Annotated in this window: 18 protein-coding genes; 6 read left to right on the forward strand and 12 right to left on the reverse strand. The window is 69.6% G+C overall.

Annotation, left to right across the window (positions count from 1 at the left end):
- Positions 1 to 146: 146 nt before the first annotated feature.
- The 5 genes from ABIC63_RS06650 to ABIC63_RS06670 all read right to left on the reverse strand — a co-directional run bounded on the left by ABIC63_RS06650 (position 147) and on the right by ABIC63_RS06670 (position 6034).
- Positions 147 to 1316 carry an ABC transporter substrate-binding protein gene (locus tag ABIC63_RS06650; RefSeq protein ID WP_354319150.1) on the reverse strand — a complete coding sequence of 390 codons (1170 nt, stop codon included), beginning with the start codon at positions 1314 to 1316 and terminating at the stop codon, positions 147 to 149.
- A 65-nt stretch (positions 1317 to 1381) separates the two neighbouring features.
- A complete protein-coding gene (locus ABIC63_RS06655; protein ID WP_354319151.1) occupies positions 1382 to 2203 on the reverse strand; it encodes an alpha/beta fold hydrolase in 822 nt (273 codons plus the stop codon).
- 157 nt (positions 2204 to 2360) lie between these two features.
- A complete protein-coding gene (locus ABIC63_RS06660; RefSeq protein ID WP_354319152.1) occupies positions 2361 to 3911 on the reverse strand; it encodes a benzoate-CoA ligase family protein in 1551 nt (516 codons plus the stop codon).
- Positions 3912 to 4003: 92 nt separating this feature from the next.
- On the reverse strand, positions 4004 to 5557 hold the full coding sequence (locus ABIC63_RS06665) for a 3,4-dehydroadipyl-CoA semialdehyde dehydrogenase (RefSeq protein ID WP_354319153.1): 1554 nt from the start codon (positions 5555 to 5557) through the stop codon (positions 4004 to 4006).
- A 3-nt stretch (positions 5558 to 5560) separates the two neighbouring features.
- Positions 5561 to 6034 (reverse strand): DUF4863 family protein, encoded by a 474-nt coding sequence (locus ABIC63_RS06670; protein WP_354319154.1) that lies wholly within the window; start codon positions 6032 to 6034, stop codon positions 5561 to 5563.
- 242 nt (positions 6035 to 6276) lie between these two features.
- Between ABIC63_RS06670 and ABIC63_RS06675 the strand changes: the two genes are divergently transcribed.
- On the forward strand, positions 6277 to 7239 hold the full coding sequence (locus ABIC63_RS06675) for a helix-turn-helix transcriptional regulator (RefSeq protein ID WP_354319155.1): 963 nt from the start codon (positions 6277 to 6279) through the stop codon (positions 7237 to 7239).
- A gap of 38 nt (positions 7240 to 7277) precedes the next feature.
- Here the strand turns inward: ABIC63_RS06675 and ABIC63_RS06680 are convergent, their stop codons facing one another.
- Positions 7278 to 7598, reverse strand: coding sequence for a type II toxin-antitoxin system PemK/MazF family toxin (locus tag ABIC63_RS06680; protein WP_294366767.1), 321 nt, complete (start codon positions 7596 to 7598; stop codon positions 7278 to 7280).
- Positions 7592 to 7855: an AbrB/MazE/SpoVT family DNA-binding domain-containing protein gene (locus ABIC63_RS06685; protein ID WP_502935850.1), complete on the reverse strand. Its 264-nt coding sequence runs from the start codon at positions 7853 to 7855 to the stop codon at positions 7592 to 7594. Before ABIC63_RS06685 ends, ABIC63_RS06680 begins: the two co-directional genes overlap by 7 nt.
- 295 nt (positions 7856 to 8150) lie before the next feature.
- Between ABIC63_RS06685 and boxC the strand changes: the two genes are divergently transcribed.
- The 5 genes from boxC to ABIC63_RS06710 all read left to right on the forward strand — a co-directional run bounded on the left by boxC (position 8151) and on the right by ABIC63_RS06710 (position 13727).
- Positions 8151 to 9839, forward strand: coding sequence for a 2,3-epoxybenzoyl-CoA dihydrolase (boxC, locus tag ABIC63_RS06690; RefSeq protein ID WP_354319156.1), 1689 nt, complete (start codon positions 8151 to 8153; stop codon positions 9837 to 9839).
- A 140-nt stretch (positions 9840 to 9979) separates the two neighbouring features.
- Positions 9980 to 11407: a benzoyl-CoA 2,3-epoxidase subunit BoxB gene (boxB, locus tag ABIC63_RS06695; RefSeq protein WP_354319157.1), complete on the forward strand. Its 1428-nt coding sequence runs from the start codon at positions 9980 to 9982 to the stop codon at positions 11405 to 11407.
- 105 nt (positions 11408 to 11512) lie between these two features.
- The gene (boxA, locus tag ABIC63_RS06700; protein WP_354319158.1) at positions 11513 to 12793 is read left to right on the forward strand and encodes a benzoyl-CoA 2,3-epoxidase subunit BoxA; all 1281 of its coding nucleotides are present in this window, start codon (positions 11513 to 11515) and stop codon (positions 12791 to 12793) included.
- Between the two features lie 123 nt (positions 12794 to 12916).
- Positions 12917 to 13276, forward strand: coding sequence for a cupin domain-containing protein (locus ABIC63_RS06705; protein WP_294366105.1), 360 nt, complete (start codon positions 12917 to 12919; stop codon positions 13274 to 13276).
- Between the two features lie 16 nt (positions 13277 to 13292).
- Entirely contained in the window at positions 13293 to 13727 is a 435-nt protein-coding gene (locus ABIC63_RS06710; protein WP_354319159.1) for a MaoC family dehydratase, read from the forward strand.
- Positions 13728 to 13810: 83 nt separating this feature from the next.
- On the opposite strand, the gene fahA is transcribed toward ABIC63_RS06710, so the two are convergent.
- From fahA to ABIC63_RS06735, 5 genes are all read right to left on the reverse strand, one after another.
- Entirely contained in the window at positions 13811 to 15133 is a 1323-nt protein-coding gene (gene fahA / locus ABIC63_RS06715; RefSeq protein WP_354319160.1) for a fumarylacetoacetase, read from the reverse strand.
- Positions 15134 to 15145: 12 nt separating this feature from the next.
- Positions 15146 to 15952: a cyclase family protein gene (locus ABIC63_RS06720; protein WP_017760699.1), complete on the reverse strand. Its 807-nt coding sequence runs from the start codon at positions 15950 to 15952 to the stop codon at positions 15146 to 15148.
- A gap of 150 nt (positions 15953 to 16102) precedes the next feature.
- The gene (locus tag ABIC63_RS06725) at positions 16103 to 16879 is read right to left on the reverse strand and encodes an ABC transporter permease (RefSeq protein ID WP_354319161.1); all 777 of its coding nucleotides are present in this window, start codon (positions 16877 to 16879) and stop codon (positions 16103 to 16105) included.
- The gene (locus ABIC63_RS06730; protein ID WP_354319162.1) at positions 16876 to 17751 is read right to left on the reverse strand and encodes an ABC transporter permease; all 876 of its coding nucleotides are present in this window, start codon (positions 17749 to 17751) and stop codon (positions 16876 to 16878) included. The genes ABIC63_RS06725 and ABIC63_RS06730 overlap by 4 nt, the downstream gene beginning before the upstream one ends.
- Positions 17744 to 18553 (reverse strand): ABC transporter ATP-binding protein, encoded by an 810-nt coding sequence (locus tag ABIC63_RS06735; RefSeq protein WP_294366764.1) that lies wholly within the window; start codon positions 18551 to 18553, stop codon positions 17744 to 17746. Before ABIC63_RS06735 ends, ABIC63_RS06730 begins: the two co-directional genes overlap by 8 nt.
- Positions 18554 to 18594: the final 41 nt, after the last annotated feature.

Below are 18594 nucleotides of genomic sequence, written 5' to 3' on the forward strand. Positions count from 1 at the left end.
GGAAGGCAAGGCGCAGATCAATCGGATGGCCGCGGAGCAGGCCAAGCCAGCAACCGCCGCGGAACCGGCTTTGCCGGGCCGCAGGCGGTGCCCCCGCGAGGGGGTTGCCGAAGCGGACGCAGTCCGCGCAGGCTGGGGGCGGTCTCTTACATCCGGCATCCACGCCCAGGGTCTGCCAGGCCCTTGATCGCCACATTCACCAGCTTGTTCTCCTTGCCCTCCACCTTGCGCAGATAGATGTCCTGCACCGGGTTGTGCGACTTGCCCACGGTGAAGGCGCCGCGGGGGCTGTCGATCTTCGCCTTCTCTACCGCGGCGGCGAACTCGGCCTTCTTGCTGGCATCGCCCTTGGTCGCGGCCAGGCCGACGCCCAGCATCTGCGCGGCGTCGTAGCCCTGCACGGCGTAGACGTCGGGCTGCAGCTTGAAGGTCTTGGCGTAGGCGGTGCGGAAGGCGTTGTCCTTGGGCGTGTTCAGGCCGTCGGCATAGTGCAGCGTGGTCAGCATGCCGGCGGCGGCGTCGCCCTGGGCGTCCAGCGTACCGTCGGTGAGGAAGCCGGGGCCGTACAGCGGGATCGTCTTGTTCAGGCCGGCGGCCGCATAGTCCTTCACCAGCTTGACGGCGCCGCCGCCGGCCATGAAGGAATACACCGCGTCGGGCTTGGCCGCGGCGATCTCGGTCAGCAGGGCCTGGAACTCCACATTGGGGAAGGGCAGGGTCAGCTGCTTGACCACCTTGCCGCCGCCCTTCTCGAAGCCTTCCTTGAAGCCGGCCGTCGACTCATCGCCGGCCGCGTACTTCCAGGTCAGGGTGATGGCGGTCTTCTTGCCTTCCTTGGCTGCGACCACGCCCATGGCGTAGGCGGGCTGCCAGTTGCTGAAGCTGCTGCGGAAGATGTTGGGCGCGCACATGGGGCCCGTGACCGCATCGGCGCCGGCGTTGGGCACGATCAGGATCGTGCCGCTTTCCTTGGCCGCCTTGGCCATGGCCATGGCCACGCCCGAGTGCACGGTGCCGATGATGACGTCGACGTTGTCGCGCTTGATCAGCTTGTTGACGTTGTCGGTGGCCTTGGCCGGGTCGGACTCGTCGTCCACCTTGAAGTACTCGATCTCGCGGCCGCCGAGCTTGCCGCCCTGCTCGTCCACGTAGAGCTTGAAGCCGTTCTCGATGGCCACGCCCAGCGCGCTGTAGGTGCCGCTGAAGGGCAGCATCAGGCCGACCTTGAGCTTGCCGGTGCCTTGGGCCGACGCGGCGGCGGCCAGGCCGGCCAGGGCAAAGGCGGCGAGGGTGTTGCGGGGGAAGCGGATGGGCATGCGTCTGTCTCCTGGATTGTCGTGAAATTACTTTACAACTAAAGTAATGTGGGCGGCTTCGGTGTTTACCTGGGCGCGCGGGCGGCTGCCCCGCGCAAGGAAGGCGCGAGCATGCGGCCTGTGGCCTCGATCACCTGCTCGGGTTGATCCCTATGGGGCGAGTGGCCGCAGCCGGGCACCGGCAGCAGCTGGGTGCCGGGCACGCGCGCCGCGATGCCCTCGATCTGCGCCAGCGTGCCGTATTCGTCGTCCAGGCCCTGGATGGCGAGCACCGGGCAGCGGATGCCTTCGATGTCTGCCTCGATGTTCCAGGCGCGGAAGGCGGGCGCGAGCCAGATGTCGTTCCAGCCGCGGAAGGCCGAGTCCACGTCGTCGTGGTAGCGGGCCAGGCGCGCGCGCAGGTCCGCATGCTCGTAGGCCTGGCGGGCGAGTTCGATGTTGTGCACCGTCATGTCTTCCACGAAGAGGTGCGGCGCCAGCAGCACCAGCCCGGCGACGGCCTGCGGATGGCGTGCGGCGAAGAGCAGGGCGATGGAGCCGCCGTCGCTGTGCCCGAAGAGCCACACGGGCGTGTCGATGCCCAGCGCTGCGAGGAAGGCCGGCAGCACCTCGTGGGCCTGGCGATGCATGAAGTCCACGTCCCAGCGCTCTTCGGCCGGCCGCGGCGTGGAGCGTCCATAGCCGGGCCGCGAGTACACCAGCCCGCGCACGCCGATCGCCTGGCACAGACGGTCGGGAAAGTCCTTCCACATCGCCACCGAGCCCAGGCCTTCGTGCAGGAAGACGACGAGAGGCGCCGCCTCCGCACCGGGCGGCACGATGAGGCGGTGCTCGATGCGCACCGACCTGCCGCGCCAGTCGATGTCGGCGAAGTCGACGGTGCTCATGGTCTTGCTCCTTCCCCCGCTGGGGGAAGGTGGGGATGGGGGCCCGTGCGGACGCAAGGGGCGCTGCCGGCCCCCACCCCAGCCCTCCCCCAGCGGGGGAGGGAGCAAGACAGCGCGCCTGCTCTCGGTAGCGCGTGATCGTGCATGGCCATTCGACTCATGCCTGCTCCCGCTCTCGCAGCCGGAAGCGCTGAATCTTGCCGGTGGCGGTCTTGGGAAGCTCGTCGATGAACTCGATCAGCCGCGGGTACTTGTAGGGCGCGAGCCGGTCCTTCACGAAGGCCTTGAGTTCGGCATCGGTGGCGGGCTGGCCGGGCTTGAGCACCACGTAGGCCTTGGTCTTGGTGAGGCCCTCGGCATCGGCCACGCCGATGACGGCGGCCTCCAGCACGGCTGGGTGCTGCACCAGCGTGGCCTCGACCTCGAAGGGCGAGACATAGATGCCGCTGACCTTGAGCATGTCGTCGCTGCGGCCGGCGTAGGTGTAGTAGCCCTCGGCATCGCGCACGTACTTGTCGCCGGACTTGGTCCAGCCGCCCAGGAAGGTCTCGCGCGTCTTCTCGCGGTTGCCCCAGTACATCAGCGCGCTGCTGGGGCCGCGGATGTAGAGGTCGCCCACCTCGCCGTCGGGCACGGGGCGGCCGTCCTCGCCGCGCAGCTCCACCTCGTAGCCCTCGACCGGGCGGCCGGTGCTGCCGTAGCGCACGTCGCCGGGCCGGTTGGAGAGGAAGACATGCAGCATCTCGGTGGAGCCGATGCCGTCGATGATGTCGCAGCCGAAGTGCGCCTTGAAGCGCTGGGCGATGTCCGCCGGCAGCGCCTCGCCGGCCGAGGAGCCCATGCGCAGCGCGACCTGATCGCGGGCAGGCAGCTGCGGCGAGGCCAGCATGCCCGCATAGCCCGTCGGCGCGCCGAAGAAGACCGTGGGCCGGTGCGCGGCCTGCGTCCAGCGCCTGAAGGTGGCCTCGGGCGTGGGCCGTTCTGCCATCAGCACCACGCTGGCACCCACCGACAGCGGGAAGGTCAGCGCATTGCCCAGGCCGTAGGCGAAGTAGAGCTTGGCGGCCGAGAAGCACACGTCCTGCTCGGTCAGCTGCAGCACCGCCTTGCCGTAGAGCTCGGCCGTCCACCACAGGTTGCCGTGGGTGTGGACGGTGCCCTTGGGCTTGCCGGTCGAGCCGGAGGAATAGAGCCAGAAGCCCGGGTCGTCGGGCGTGGTGGGCGTAGGGGCGGGCCGCGGGTCGGCGGCGGCGATGGCGTCTTCCAGCGCCTGCATGCCGCGCGGCAGCTCGCCCGTGGGCTGGGCCACGATCACCGACTGCAACTCGTGCGTGCCCTTTTCCATGGCGCTCTGCAGCACGGGCAGCAGCGCGCCGCCCACCAGCGCGGCCTGGGCGCGGCTGTGCTCGAGCATGTAGGCATAGTCGTCGGCCGTCAGCAGGGTGTTGACGGCCACCGGCACCACACCCGCGTAGAGGCTGCCCAGGAAGCACACGGGCCAGTCCTGCGTGTCGTGCATCAGCAGCAGCACGCGCTCCTCGCGCCGCACACCGGCGGCGGTGAGGGCCGCCGCCAGGCGGCGGGCGCGGTCCTCCAGCTCGCCATAACTGAGCACGCCGCGGTCGTCGATGTAGGCGGCCTTGGCGGCACGGCCGCGGTTGAGGGCAAACAGGTGTTCGGCGAAGTTGAAGCGGGCGGGCAGGCTCATCGTTGTCTCCTAGTCACTCCCTGGGGGCTCTTGTCAGGCTCCCTCCCCCTTGTGGGAGAGGGTCTTGATCGTCTCGGGCGGTCGCGGTCATGTCACACGCCCAGCGCGGCCAATACCGCGGGGCTGGCCTGCACCGCCGCGCGGCGGTGGTAGAAGTCCAGTGCCCGCAGGCCGCCCAGTTCGGCGCCGCCACCGGCGCGGCCCGGGCCGCCATGCAGCGACATGGGCATCACGTTGCCGTGGCCGGTGTGGGCCTGCGCCACCTCGGGCGTGACGGCATGCACGCGGCCGTGGCTGGCCGCCAGCGCGAGCGCGGCGCGGCCGATCTCGGCCGGGTCATCGCCGTAGACCGAGGCCACCAGCGAACCCAACCCGCGTTCGGCCAGGGCCAGCGCATGCGGCAGGTCGCGGTAGGGCAGCAGCGTGGCCACAGGCCCGAACACCTCCACGTCGTGCACCACGTCCGCGCCATCCGCATCGCGACTGCCCAGCAGCACCGGGCCGATGCAGGCGGCGACGGCCGGGTCGCAGTCCACCAGCGCGGCGCGGCGACCGTCGTGCAGCACCTCGGTCGCGGCCTCCAGCTGTTGCAGACCCTGCTGGACGGAGGCCAACTGCTCGCGGCTGACCAGCGAACCCATGCGCACCGACTCGTTGCGCGGATTGCCCATGCTCACTTTCGCCAGCCGGGCGGAGACGGCCTCGGCCACCGGCGCATAGAGCGCCTCGGGCACCAGAACGCGGCGGATGGCGGTGCATTTCTGCCCGGACTTGACCGTCATCTCGCGCACCACTTCCTTGACCAGCAGCTCGAACACCGCATCGCCGGGCGCGGCGCCGGGCAGCAGCAGGGCGCTGTTGAGGCTGTCGGCCTCGATGTTGGCGCGCACCGAATGGCGGGCCACGGCCGCATGGCCGCGGATCAGCGCCGCGGTGTCGGCCGAGCCGGTGAAGGAGACCAGGTCGAAGGGCATCAGCGCATCCATCAGCCCGGCCGAGCTGCCGCACACCACGGACAGCGCGCCCGGCGGCAGCACGTCGGCCTCGATCACGTCGCGCACCATGCGCTGCGTCAGCCAGGCGGTGGCCGTGGCAGGCTTGACGATCACCGGCACGCCCGAGAGCAGGGCCGGCGCGGCCTTCTCCCACAGGCCCCAGGCCGGGAAGTTGAAGGCATTGATGAACAGCGCCACGCCCTGCACCGGCACCTGCACATGCTGCGACTGGAAGACCGGTTCGCGGCCCAGGCGTACCGGCTCGCCATCCCGGAGGGCGTGGGCGTCGCCCAGAGACTCGCCCCACTTGGCGTACTGGCCGAGTGTGAAGATGCCGCCGTCGATGTCTACCGCCGAGTCGTTCTTCACCGTGCCGGAGTTGGAAGTGGCGATCTCGTGGTACGCATCGCGGTTGGCCTGGAGAACCTTCACGACCGCGGCCAGCAGCCCGGCGCGCTCGCGGTAGCTCAGCGCCCGCAGGGCGGCGCCGCCGGTCCGGCGGGCGAAGGCGAAGGCGGCGGGCAGGTCCAGTCCGGTGGCGTCGACGCGCACGAGCTCGGTGCCCAGCACCGGGTCGAGGAGCGGCGTGCCGGCGCCGGTGCCCGCCTGCCAGCGGCCGGCGACGTGGTTCTGGAGAAGTTCGGTGGTCATCGCTCAGGCAGTCTTGGTGAATTCGATGCGCCCTTCGGGCAGCAGGTAGAGCACAAGCGCGCGGCCGTCGCTCACGGTGGGCCGGTGAGCGCTGCCCGGCGGATAGACGCACCAGCCGGCGGGCCGGCCGTCGAAGGCGGCGCGGCTGTCGGCCAGCGGCATGATCAGGTCGATCTCACCGTGGGGGTGGACATGGTGCGGACCGGCAATGTCCTGCATGTCGACCACGTCAACCGAGAAGCGATGCAGGGCGTCCTCGGCTTTGAAGACGCGGCCGTAGCGGATGCCGCCGCCCTCGCGCTCGCACAGCCAGCCCTCGGCCACGCCCTCTTCGCAGATGGCCTTGAGCTGGGCATAGGTGGCGCTGCCCGCGCCGTGCTCGGCGTTGAGCCAGGCGTCCAGCGCGGCATCGAGCGGCCGGCCGGCGATCTGGGCCGTCAGTGCGGCCACCTGGGCATGGAAGGCTTCCTTGGACATCGTGGGTCTCGCTGGCGGAATGCTTGTCTCTCTGCGGGTTGACGCCAGTGCTTGCCGGCGTCGTTGATGTGCAGTATCTTGCTTGCGTACGAACCATAGAAGCGCGCCTGATGCATGTCAAGCAACATAGTGCATGTTGGGTGTTATCCCTAGGTTCGGCGAAGACGGAAAGGCCGGCGATGAATCCGCCGACGCGAGGGCCAGTGGCGCCTCGCGACAATGGCGTTGTGAAGGACGATGCAATGAGCGAACCCGAGAGCGCGCTGCTCCCCCGCGTGGCGGAGGCAGGCGCGCATCCGCCGGAGGCGGCCAACACCGCGGCGGGCGGCGAGAACCGCCATCCGCTGCTGGCGGCCGTGGGCGAGCGTGCCCGCAGCCTGCGCGCGCGCCGCGGTCTCACGCGCAAGGCGGTGGCGCAGGCGGCCGACGTGTCGGAGCGCCACCTGGCCAACCTCGAATACGGCATGGGCAACGTGTCGATCCTGGTGCTGCAGCAGGTGGCGGGGGCGCTGCAGTGCTCCATGGCCGAGCTGCTGGGCGACGCGACCACCAGCTCGCCCGAATGGCTGCTGATCCGCGAACTGCTGGAGAACCGCAGCGAGGCCGACCTGCGGCGCGCGCGCATGGCGCTGGGGGAGCTGCTGGGCACGGCGGGCATTGACCCCGCCCGCAAGCGCCGCTTCGCGCTGGTGGGCCTGCGCGGCGCGGGCAAGTCCACATTGGGCCAGATGCTGGCCGAGGACCTGGGGCTGCCCTTCATCGAGCTCAGCCGCGAGATCGAGAAATTTGCCGGCTGCAGCGTGCGCGAGATCCACGACCTGTACGGCACCAACGCGTACCGCCGCTACGAGCGCCGCGCGCTGGAGGAGACGGTGCAGATCTACGGCGAGGTGGTCATTGCCACGCCGGGCGGCATCGTGTCCGACCCCGCCACCTTCAACGAACTGCTGGCCCACTGCACCACGGTGTGGCTCCAGGCAAGGCCAGAGGAACACATGGGCCGCGTCATCGCCCAGGGCGACATGCGTCCCATGGCGGCCAGCCGCGAGGCCATGGACGACCTCAAGCGCATCCTCGACGGCCGCGCGGCCTTCTATTCCAAGGCCGACCTCACGGTCGACACCGGCGGCACCACGCTGCAGCAGGCCTTCGAGGCGCTGCGGACGGCGGTGCAGAAGGTGATGGCGGAGCCGGTGGGCGGCTGACGAACTGCGGGCACAGCGTCCTGCCTGTCCCGCGCCGTTCAGGGGGCGAACACTTCCTGCAGCGTTGCCAGCGTCTTGGCGAGGGTCTTCGCGGACAGCGCGCCCATCTTGCGGACCAGGCGGACCTTGTCCACCGTGCGAAGCTGGTCCAGCAGGATCAGGCCTTCGGTGCCCGCGTGCGTCACGGGGATGCGGAAGGGCGCGGCAAAGCCCTTGGACGTCATCGGCGCCACGATCACGGTGCGCAGGTGATCGTTCAGCTCGGCCGGCGAGACGATGACGCACGGCCGGGACTTCTGGATCTCGCTGCCCACTGTGGGGTCGAGGTTGACCAACCAGATTTCTCCGCGCTTCACCAGGCCAGGTCCTCGTCGCCTTCGTTGCCGAATTCGCCCATGACCAGCGCATCGCCGCCCTGGGTGCTCACGCGGGCTGCTGCTTCCGCCCAGCCTTCCCGGACGCGGGGGGCGGCTTTGCGCAGCAGGATGACGCCGTTCTCGACAAGCAATTCGGCGTCAGTGACGTCCTCCAGACCGGCCTGAGCCAGCACAGTCTTGGGAAGCACGACACCCTTGCTGTTGCCGATGGCGCGAATGGTGACGGCGATAGCGGGCATAGTAATAACAATGTTATTACGTCCAGCGCCGGCCTGTCCAGAGCCCCTTGCAACAACGTCATCTGGCCTTGCTGCCGTTCGCCCTGAGCTCGTCGAAGATGGCTCGGCGCGCAGGCGAAGGAAGTGCCTCGGATCACGTCGCGGCCCTGGTTGCTCCCTCGGGATTCCCCCAGCCCGAAACCCGGCAGGCCTTCTCCGCCTTGACTTGACGCGCCCGTAAACATGCATGATGATGCATGTCATCGGCGAAGCAACATGCAAATTGCTTCCGGTTGACCCACCCAGGAGACACCCCATGAGCGAGAGCGCAGCAGCAAGCAGCACCACCGCGGCCCAGGCGCCGGTGGACTACCGCACGGACCCCAGCCAGTACAAGCACTGGAAGCTCAGCACCGACGGCGCCATTGCCCGGCTGACGCTGGACATCGCCGAGGACGGCGGCCTGCGCCCCGGCTACAAGCTCAAGCTCAACAGCTACGACCTGGGCGTGGACATCGAGCTGCACGATGCGCTCAACCGCGTCCGCTTCGAGCACCCGGAAGTGCGCACCGTCATCGTCACCAGCGCGCGCGACCGCATCTTCTGCTCGGGCGCCAACATCTTCATGCTCGGCCTTTCCAGCCATGCCTGGAAGGTGAACTTCTGCAAGTTCACCAACGAGACGCGCAACGGCATCGAGGATTCCTCCAAGCACTCCGGCCTCAAGTTCCTGGCCGCCGTCAACGGCGCCTGCGCCGGCGGTGGCTACGAGCTGGCCCTGGCCTGCGACGAGATCATGCTGGTGGACGACCGCTCCTCGGCCGTCAGCCTGCCAGAGGTGCCGCTGCTGGGCGTGCTGCCCGGCACCGGTGGCCTGACCCGCGTGACCGACAAGCGCCATGTGCGCCACGACCTGGCCGACATCTTCTGCACCAGCGTCGAAGGCGTGCGTGGCCAGCGCGCCGTGGACTGGCGCCTGGTCGATGCCGTGGCCAAGCCGGCGCAGTTCGGCGCCGCCGTGCAGGAGCGGGCCATGAAGTTGGCCGAAGGCAGCACCCGCCCCGCCGGTGCCCGTGGCATCGCGCTGCCGCGCCTGCAGCGCGAAGAAGCCGCCGACAGCGTGCGCTATTCGCATGTCGAGGTGTCGGTGGACCGCGCCAAGCGCACCGCCACGCTCACGCTCCAGGCGCCGCAGTCCGCGCTACCGGCCGACATCGCCGCCATCGAGGCGGCCGGCGCCGGCTGGTGGCCGCTGGCCCTGGCCCGCGAGCTGGACGACGCCATCCTGCACCTGCGCACCAACGAGCCGGAGATCGGTACCTGGCTGCTCAATACCCGCGGCGATGCCGAGGCCGTGCTGGCCGCCGACCGCCAGCTGCTGGCCCACCAGGACCATTGGCTGGCCCGCGAGACGCTGGGCGCGCTGCGCCGCACCTTCGCGCGGCTGGACGTGTCCTCGCGCACGCTGTTCGCCGTGGTCGACGAGGGCTCCTGCTTCGCCGGCCTGTTCGCCGAGCTGGCCTTCGCCGCCGACCGCACGTACATGCTGGCCCTGCCGGACGCGCCCGAGAAGGCGCCGAAGCTGGTGCTGGACGAACTCAACTTCGGCCTGCTGCCCCTGGTCAACGACCAGAGCCGCCTGCAGCGTCGCTTCTACGAAGAGGCCGGCCCGATGGAAGCCGTCCGCGCGGCTGCCGGCCGTCCGCTCGATGCCGACGAGGCGATGACGCTCGGCCTGGTCACCGCTGCGCCCGACGACATCGACTGGGAGGACGAACTGCGCATCGCGCTGGAAGAGCGCGCCGCCATGTCGCCCGACGCCCTGACCGGCCTGGAGGCCAACCTGCGCTTTGCCAGCCAGGAGAACATGCTGACCCGCATCTTCGGGCGGCTGTCGGCCTGGCAGAACTGGATCTTCCAGCGCCCGAACGCCGTCGGCGAGGCAGGCGCCTTGAAGGTCTACGGCACCGGCCAGAAGGCGGGCTTCGACATGAAAAGGGTCTAACCCCCAGCCTCCGCGGACTGCGTCCGCGCCGCCCACCCCCTTGCAGGGGGCGACGCCTGCGGCCCGGCAAAGCCGGTTCCGCGGCATCTCCCGCGAAGACGGCGTTCCCACTTCCTTCTTTCTCTCAACGAGGTCGAGACATGAGCAGCATCAACTACAGCGAGAAGATCCCCAACAACGTCAACCTGGCCGAGGACCGCACGCTGCAGCGCGCGCTCGAGGGCTGGCAGCCCAACTTCATCAACTGGTGGGACGACGTGGGCCCCGAGGGCTCCACCAACTTCGACGTCTACCTGCGCACGGCCGTGAGCGTGGACCCCAACGGCTGGGCCCAGTTCGGCCACGTGAAGATGCGCGACTACCGCTGGGGCATCTTCCTGAACCCGGGCGACGCCAGCCGCGAGATCCACTTCGGCGACCACAAGGGCGAGAAGGCCTGGCAGGACGTGCCCGGTGAGCACCGCGCCAACCTGCGCCGCATCATCGTCACGCAGGGCGACACCGAGCCGGCCTCCGTCGAGCAGCAGCGCCACCTGGGCCTCACGGCGCCCAGCCAGTACGACCTGCGCAACCTCTTCCAGGTCAACGTGGAAGAAGGCCGCCACCTGTGGGCCATGGTCTACCTGCTGCACAAGCACTTCGGCCGCGATGGCCGCGAGGAGGCCGAGGCGCTGCTGGAGCGCCAGAGCGGCGACGAGAACAACCCCCGCATCCTGGGTGCGTTCAACGAGAAGACGCCGGACTGGCTGGCCTTCTTCATGTTCACCTACTTCACCGACCGCGACGGCAAGTTCCAGCTGTCGGCCCTGGCCGAGTCCGCCTTCGATCCGCTGGCGCGCACCACCAAGTTCATGTTGACCGAAGAAGCCCACCACATGTTCGTGGGCGAGTCGGGCGTCAGCCGCGTGATCCAGCGCACCTGTCAGGTGATGAACGAGCTCAAGACCGACGACCCGAAGAAGGTGCGCGAGGCCGGCGCCATCGACCTGGAGACCATCCAGCGCTACCTGAACTTCCACTACTCGGTGACCATCGACCTGTTCGGCGCCGACCAGTCCAGCAACGCTGCCACCTTCTACAGCTCGGGCCTCAAGGGCCGCTATGAAGAAGGCAAGCGCACCGACGACCATGTCCTCAAGAACCAGACCTACAAGGTCCTGGAGGTCAAGGACGGCCAGCTGGTGGAAAAGGAAGTGCCGATGCTCAATGCCCTCAACGAGGTGCTGCGCGACGACTTCATCAAGGACTCGGTGGCCGGCGTGAGCCGCTGGAACAAGGTGATCGAGAAGGCGGGCATTCCCTTCCGCCTCACGGTGCCGCACAAGGCCTTCAACCGCGCCATCGGTGCCCTGGCCGGCATCCGCATGTCGCCGGACGGCCGCGTGGTGAGCGAGACCGAATGGGAGGCCAAGAAGAAGGAATGGCTGCCCACCGACGAGGACCGCGCCTTCGTGGCCTCGCTGATGGGCCGCGTGGTCGAGCCCGGCAAGTTCGCCAACTGGATCGCACCGCCGGTCATGGGCATCAACCGCCAGCCCGTCGATTTCGAGTACGTGCGTTTCGCCTGAACCCACAATGCGCCGAGGCCGTCCTGAAGAGGGATGGCCGAGGCCGGGGCTCGGACTTCCGGCCCACCCCCACATCGGTCGCCAAGGCCGGCAAGGAGACACACGATGGACATGGCTGTGGACGTGGCCGTGATCAAGCAGCACCTGATCGACCCCGAGATCTGCATCCGCTGCAACACCTGCGAGGCCACCTGCCCCATCGGGGCGATCACGCACGACGACCGCAATTACGTGGTCAAGGCCGACGTTTGCAACGGCTGCATGGCCTGCATCTCGCCCTGCCCGACGGGCTCCATCGACAACTGGCGCACGGTGCCGGCGGCCAAGGCCTACCCGATCGAGGAACAGCTGCTGTGGGATGAGCTGCCCGCGGAACTCACGTCAGAGCAACTGGCGGCCGAAGGCGTGCCCGCCGATGCCGCCGAGGTCGCGCCCGCGGCTGCACCGGCGAATGCGGACGCCGTGGCCGAGCCGGGCACCGCGCCCTTCCACTCGGCCAGCTACGGCGCCACCCGCCCGCCCTGGTCGGCCGCGCATCCGTACACCAACCTGCATGCGCCCAAGAGCCCCATCACCGCCACGGTGACGGGCAACTTTAACTGCACCGAAGCGGGCTTCGACAGCGAGACGCACCACATCGTGCTCGATTTCGGCGCCATGCCCTTCCCGGTGCTGGAGGGCCAGTCCATCGGCATCGTGCCGCCGGGCGCCGATGCGCTTGGCCGCGCGCACCAGCCGCGCCAGTACTCGGTGGCCAGCGCGCGCAACGGCGAGCGCCCGGGCTACAACAACCTGTCGCTGACGGTGAAGCGCGTCACGCAGGACCACCAGGGCCAGGCCGTGCGCGGCATCTGCTCCAACTACCTGTGCGATCTCAAGGTGGGCGACACGGTACAGGTGGTCGGCCCCTTCGGCAGCAGCTTCCTGATGCCGAACCACCCGAAGTCGCACATCGTGATGATCTGCACCGGCACCGGCAGCGCGCCGATGCGGGCCATGACCGAATGGCGGCGGCGCCTGCGAAAGAGCGGCAAGTTCGAGGGCGGCAAGCTGATGCTCTTCTTCGGCGCCCGCACCCAGCAGGAGCTCCCGTACTTCGGCCCGCTGACCAGCCTGCCCAAGGACTTCATCGACATCAACCTGGCCTTCTCCCGCACGCCCGGCCAGCCGAAGAAGTACGTGCAGGACCTGATGCGCGACCGCGCCGCCGACCTGGCCCTGCTGCTGCGCGACGAGGCCGCGCACTTCTATGTCTGCGGCCTCAAGAGCATGGAAGAGGGCGTGGTGCTGGCCCTGCGCGACGTGGCCCACGAGGCCGGCCTGGACTGGGAGCAGATCGCGACGCGGCTCAAGCAGGAAGGGCGGCTGCACCTGGAGACGTACTGACGGACAGACGGCCGGGGGCACGTGCACGATCGAGCCCATAGAGAACGTCAGCTCGCCAGAGTGCCATCGACGCGAGACACTTGCGGGTCGCCGTTTCCGGCCCACCTCGCCACGGAGCCCCTGATGAATCCTCCCGCCAGCGTCACATTCCCCGCCCCCATCGCCCCCGATGCGCTGCCCAGCTTTTCCGCCTACGAGGCGCAGGCGCGCAAGCGCGGCTTCGACGAGGTGGCCGAACGCATGTGGGAGCCGGACACGCAGGTCGCCAGCCACGGCCATCCCTTCGCGGTGGAAGCCTTGATGGTGCAGGGCGAGCTGACCCTCACCGTCGGTGGCGAGACCCGGGTGCTGCACCGCGGTGACCGTTTCGTGCTGGCGCCCGATCAGCCGCACGAGGAGCGCTATGGCCCCGACGGTGCGACCTACTGGGTCGCCCGGCTGCATGCGCAGGCCATGCCGCCGCTGGAGGAAGCGCCCCGCTGAGGCGGTTGCGCACCGGATGAAGTTTGCCGAGTTCCGCCCGGGTCAGGTCATCGAGGCCGGCCCGCATGCCGTCACCGAGGAAGAGGTGCTTGGCTTTGCCCGCCAGTGGGACCCGCAATGGTTCCACACCGATCCCGACGCGGCGGCCGAGGGCGTGTTCGGCGGACTGATCGCCAGCGGCTGGCACACCTGCGCGATCGCCATGCGGCTGGTGGTGCAGGCGGCGCTGCACGACTCCGAATCCTTCGCCTCGCCGGGCATCGACCAGATCCGCTGGTCCCGGCCCGTGCGGCCCGGCGACACGCTGCGCCTGCGGGCCGAGGTGGTCGAGGCGCGCCGCTCCGACACCAAGGCGCACCTGGGCATCCTGCGCTGGCGCTGGCAGCTGTTCAACCAGCACGACGTGCAGGTGCTGGACGCCATGGTCACCAGTCTGTTCCGACTGCCCTGACCGAGCGGTCCGGCCGGCCATTGCCAGCACTGTGCTGGATGGGCTGAACGGCTGGCGCTGCTGACGTCGATGCGCCGCCCGCGCTATCCCACCGCCGGCAGCACCTCGCCCCGGCATTCGCCGAAGCCGATGCGGGCATGGCCCTCGCGCTCGCACCAGCCGCGCAGGATCACGGTGTCGCCGTCCTCCAGGAAGGTGCGGGTCTCGCCGGTGGCCGGCAGGTCGATGGACTGCGTGCCGCCGCGCGACAGCTCGACGATGGCGCCGGCTTCGCCCGGTGTAGGGCCGGAGATGGTGCCGGTGCCCAGCAGGTCGCCCGGCTGCAGGTTGCATCCGCCCACCGTGTGCTGCGCCACCATCTGCGCCAGGGTCCAGTACTGGTGGCGGAAGCTGGTGGCCGACAGGCGGTCGCCGGCATGCCCCGCCTCGCGGTGCCGCGGGCTCTGCAGCCGTACTTCCAGCTGCACGTCCACGCCGCCCTGCGCGCGATTGGCGGGGCTGTCGAGATAGGCCAGCGGCTGCGGTTCGTCGTCTCGACGTTCGAAGGCCACACGGTACGGCGCGAGCGCCTCCATGGTCACGACCCAGGGCGACACGCTGGTGCAGAAGTTCTTGCCCAGGAAGGGGCCGAGCGGCGCCATCTCCCAGAACTGGTGGTCGCGCGCCGACCAGTCGTTGAGCAGGCACATGCCGAAGATGTGCGATTCGGCCTCGCCGATGCCGATGGGCCGGCCCTGGGCATTGCCGGGGCCCACGTAGAAGCCCATCTCCAGCTCATAGTCCAGCCGGCGGCAGGGGCCGTACTGCGGTGCGGCGGCACCGGGTGCCATGGCCTGGCCCATGGGGCGATGGAAGGCCGTGCCGCTGGGCACCACGCTGGAGGCGCGGCCGTGGTAGGCGATGGGCAGCCAGCGGAAGTTGGGCGTGAGCGGATCGTCGGGCTTGAGCACCCGGCCCACGTTCAGCGCGTGGTGCACGGAGGTGTAGAAGTCGGTGTAGTCGCCGATGCGGCTGGGCAGGCCCATCTCCGCCTGGGCCTGGGGCACGAGCGCGGCGCGCAGGGCCTCGGCGGCCGGGCCCGTGGCACCGTCGATCAATGCATCGAAGAGCGCAAGACGCAGCGCATGCCAGGCCTCGGGCCCCATGGCCATCAGCGCATTCAGCGTGGGCTGCGACGCGGCCTGCAAGGCCTGCGCGGCCAGCCCGGTGAAGGCGCCGCTGGCCGCCACCGCCTGCAGGTCGATCACCTGGTCGCCGATGGCCACGCCGCCGCGGAAGGCCTCCTGGCTGCCCGCACGGCGGAACACGCCGAACGGCAGGTTCTGGATCGGGAAGTCACCGCCCGATGCGTTGGCGCTGACCAGCCAGCTGCGCGCATCGGCGCCATGGGTGCGGTCGAGTGTCATCGATGCCGCTCCTCAGGCCGAGGCCATCAGGGTGTCGTCGAAGATGGCGACGGCGCGCGTCCAGCCGGCGGACGCGCCGCGGATCTTGTGCGGGAAGCAGCTGATGAAGAAGCCATCGGGCGGAAGCGCTTCCAGGTTGTGCAGCTTCTCGATGTGGCAGTAGCCGATGTCGCGGCCGGCCTTGTGGCCTTCCCAGATCAGGCCGGCGTCCTTGGTCTCGCCGTATTTCTGCGCGGTGTGGACGAAGGGCGCGTCCCAGCTCCAGCCGTCGGTGCCGGTCAGGCGCACGCCGCGCTCCAGCAGGTACATGGTGGCCTCGTAGCCCATGCCGCAGCCGCTGGAGACGTAGTCGTTCTGGCCGTAGCGCTCGCCGGCGCGGGTGTTGACCACCACGATCTCCAGCGGCTTGAGCACGTGGCCGATGCGCGCCAACTCGGCCTCCACGTCGGCGGCCGTCACCACGTAGCCATCGGCGAAGTGGCGGAAGTCCAGCTTCACGCCGGGCTGGAAGCACCATTCCAGCGGCACGGCATCGATGGTGATGGCGGGCTTCTTCTCGCCCAGCGCCTTGTCCATGGTCGAGTGGAAGTGGTAGGGCGCATCCAGGTGCGTGCCGTTGTGCGTAGACAGCTGCACCTGCTCCACCGCCCAGCCCTCGCCGTCGGGCAGGTCGGCCTTCTGCAGGCCGGGAAAGAAGGGCACGATCTGCTCGACCGTGTTCTCGTGCGTGAAGTACTGGATCTTGGGCGCGAAGGGCGGCGGGTCGCTCACCACGTCGTTCTCGAGGTAGATGGACAGGTCGACGAATTTGCGGGGCATCGGGGGTCTCCTTTGAGGAACAAGTGATTCAAGAGGCCGCGGAGCAGGCCATGCCTGCGGCCGCCACGGAACTGGCTTGGCCAGGCCGTGGGCGGCGCCCCCTGGAAGGGGGTGGCGGAGCGCAACGAAGTGCGCGGAGCCTGGGGGTGGTCATCTTTGCCAGCGCAGCAATTTGTGTTCTGCGAAGGCCAGCAAGCCATTGCTGACGAAGCCGATCAGCCCCAGCAGCACGATGCCGGCGAACAGCTCGCTGGCCCGGAAGGCGCGTGCCGCCAGCAGGATGGCCTGGCCCAGGCCGCCCTGCGAGGCGATCATTTCGCCCACCACCGCCACGATCAGCGCGACCGTGAGGGCCAGGCGCATGCCGGCCAGGATGTCGGGCATGGCATGGGGCAGGCCGATCTTGAGGATGAAGGCGGTGCGGGACAGTTGCAGGCAGCGCGTGACCTCGGCCAGCCGCGCATCGACGGTCGCCAGGCCATGCACCGTCGCCAGCAGCACCGGCCACATCGCGCCGAAGGCCACCACCACCAGCACCATGCGCGGGCTCAGCCCGAAGATGGCGATGGCCACCGGCAGCACGGCCGAGGCCGGCAGCGGCCGGATGAACTCCAGCATGGGCTGCAGCCATGCCCGGGCCGCGGCCGAGGCGCCGATGAACACGCCCAGCGCCACACCCGCGAGCGAGGCCAGCAGCCAGCCCTGCAGCATGCGGCCGACGGTGTCGAGCGTCCAGCCTGCCAGCTCGCCGTTGCCGCTGCCGCGCAGGTTGAAGCCCTCGGCCAGCGCTCCCCAGGTGGCCTGCGGCGTGGGCAGGAAGACGCGGCTGACCCAGCCCAGGTTGCTGGCCAGCCACCACAGCGCGATCAGTGCGCAGAGCACCAGGGCCGAGCCCAGCCAGCTGCTCATCTTCAGGCGCTCGTTCATGCGGCCCCCATGCGACGACCCACGCGCTGCTGCAGCCGCAGCATGCCCGCGTTGATCGCATAGCCCACCACGCCGATCCAGCCCAGCCAGGCCAGCATCAGCGCAGGGTCGAAGCTCTGCTGCGCGATCATCATGGCGTAGCCCATGCCGTTGGGATTGGCGGCGATCTCCACCGTCACGGCCACCACCAGCGCCACGGCCACGCCCAGGCGCAGCGCGACGAAGAGCCGCGGCGCGATGGCCGGCAGCACGATCTTGAAGGCGCGCTCGCGCGCCGACAGGCCGAGCACGCGGCTCACCTCCAGCAGCCGCGGCTCCACCTGTCGCACGGCGGCCTGCACCAGCAGCATCAGCGGCCAGAAGGTGGCGAAGGCGACCACCGCCATCTCCATGCGCACGCCGAAGCCGAACATCAGCATGGCCAGCGGGATGAGTGCCACCGAGGGCACAGTGCGCAGCAGCTCGGTGGTCATGAAGCCCATGCGGGCCGCGCGTGCCGAGAGGCCCAGCGCGATGCCGCCGGCCAGGGCGAGCAGGGCGCCGACCCCCAGGCCGAGGGCGGCAGTGCCGAGGGTGAAGGCGGTGGCCTGCCAGAGCGAGCCGTCCAGGGCTGCGCCCCACCAGGCTTTCACCGCCGCACTCACGGGCGCCAGCGAATCGCTGCCCAGCGCGGAGGCGCGGCGTGCGTAGAGCTCGAAGGCGAGCAGCAGCAGGGCGGGAATGACCCACGGGCGCAGGCGACTCAGGAAGCGCGGAGTGGTCGAGCTTTGGGACGGCGCTTCGACAGGCTCAGCGCGAACGGTTGTCGAGGCGCGTGGCGCTTCGACGTGCCTAGCGCGAACGGCCGTGGGTGGCGCGGCCGGCTCAGCCATGGCCTTCCTCGATGAAGGTGAACAACTCGCGGCGCAGGCGCACGAACTCGGGATGCTCGCGCGTCGTCAGCTGGTCGCGCGGCCGGGGGATGGGGACATCGATCATGCGCGCCAGACTGGGCCGACCGGGGCCTGGGTTGGCCTGCAGGGCCACCACGCGGTCGCCCAGATAGATGGCCTCTTCTAGGTCGTGGGTGACGAAGATCACCGTCAGGCCGTCGTCGCGCACCAGGCGGGCCAGCTCGTCCTGCAGGCCCTGACGCGTCATCGCGTCCAGTGCGCCGAAGGGCTCGTCCATCAGCATCAACTCGGGCTGCTGGGCCAGGCAGCGGGCGATCTGCACACGCTGCTGCATCCCGCCCGACAGCTGCAGCGGAAACTTCTGCGCATGCGCCGCCAGGCCGACCTTGGCCAGCACCTTGGCCGCACGGGCGGCATGTTCGGCCGAGGGCACGTGCGCGGCCTCCAGCGCGAGGCGCACATTGCCTTCCACCGTGCGCCACGGCAGCAGGGCGCGGCCGTAGTCCTGGAACACGAAGGCGATCTCGCGCGCGGGTTGGGTGATGGGCACGCCGTGGCGCAGCACGCGGCCCGTCGTGGGCGCGACCAGTGCGCTGGCGGTGCGCAGCAGCGTCGTCTTGCCGCAGCCGCTGGCGCCGACGATGCACACGAACTCGCCGCGTCGCACCTCGAAGCTGGTGGGCGAGAGGATCTCGCGGCCGCCCAGGCGGATGCTCACTTCGTCGAAGCGCAGCAGCGGCGCGGCCTTGGAGGACGTCGCCGGCGTCGCCTCGGCGGCCATCCGGGTGGCCATGAAGTCGGGAGCTCCCATGACGTGCGAAC

This window comes from Pseudacidovorax sp. 1753, assembly GCF_040544975.1.
GTDB lineage: Bacteria > Pseudomonadota > Gammaproteobacteria > Burkholderiales > Burkholderiaceae_C > Xenophilus.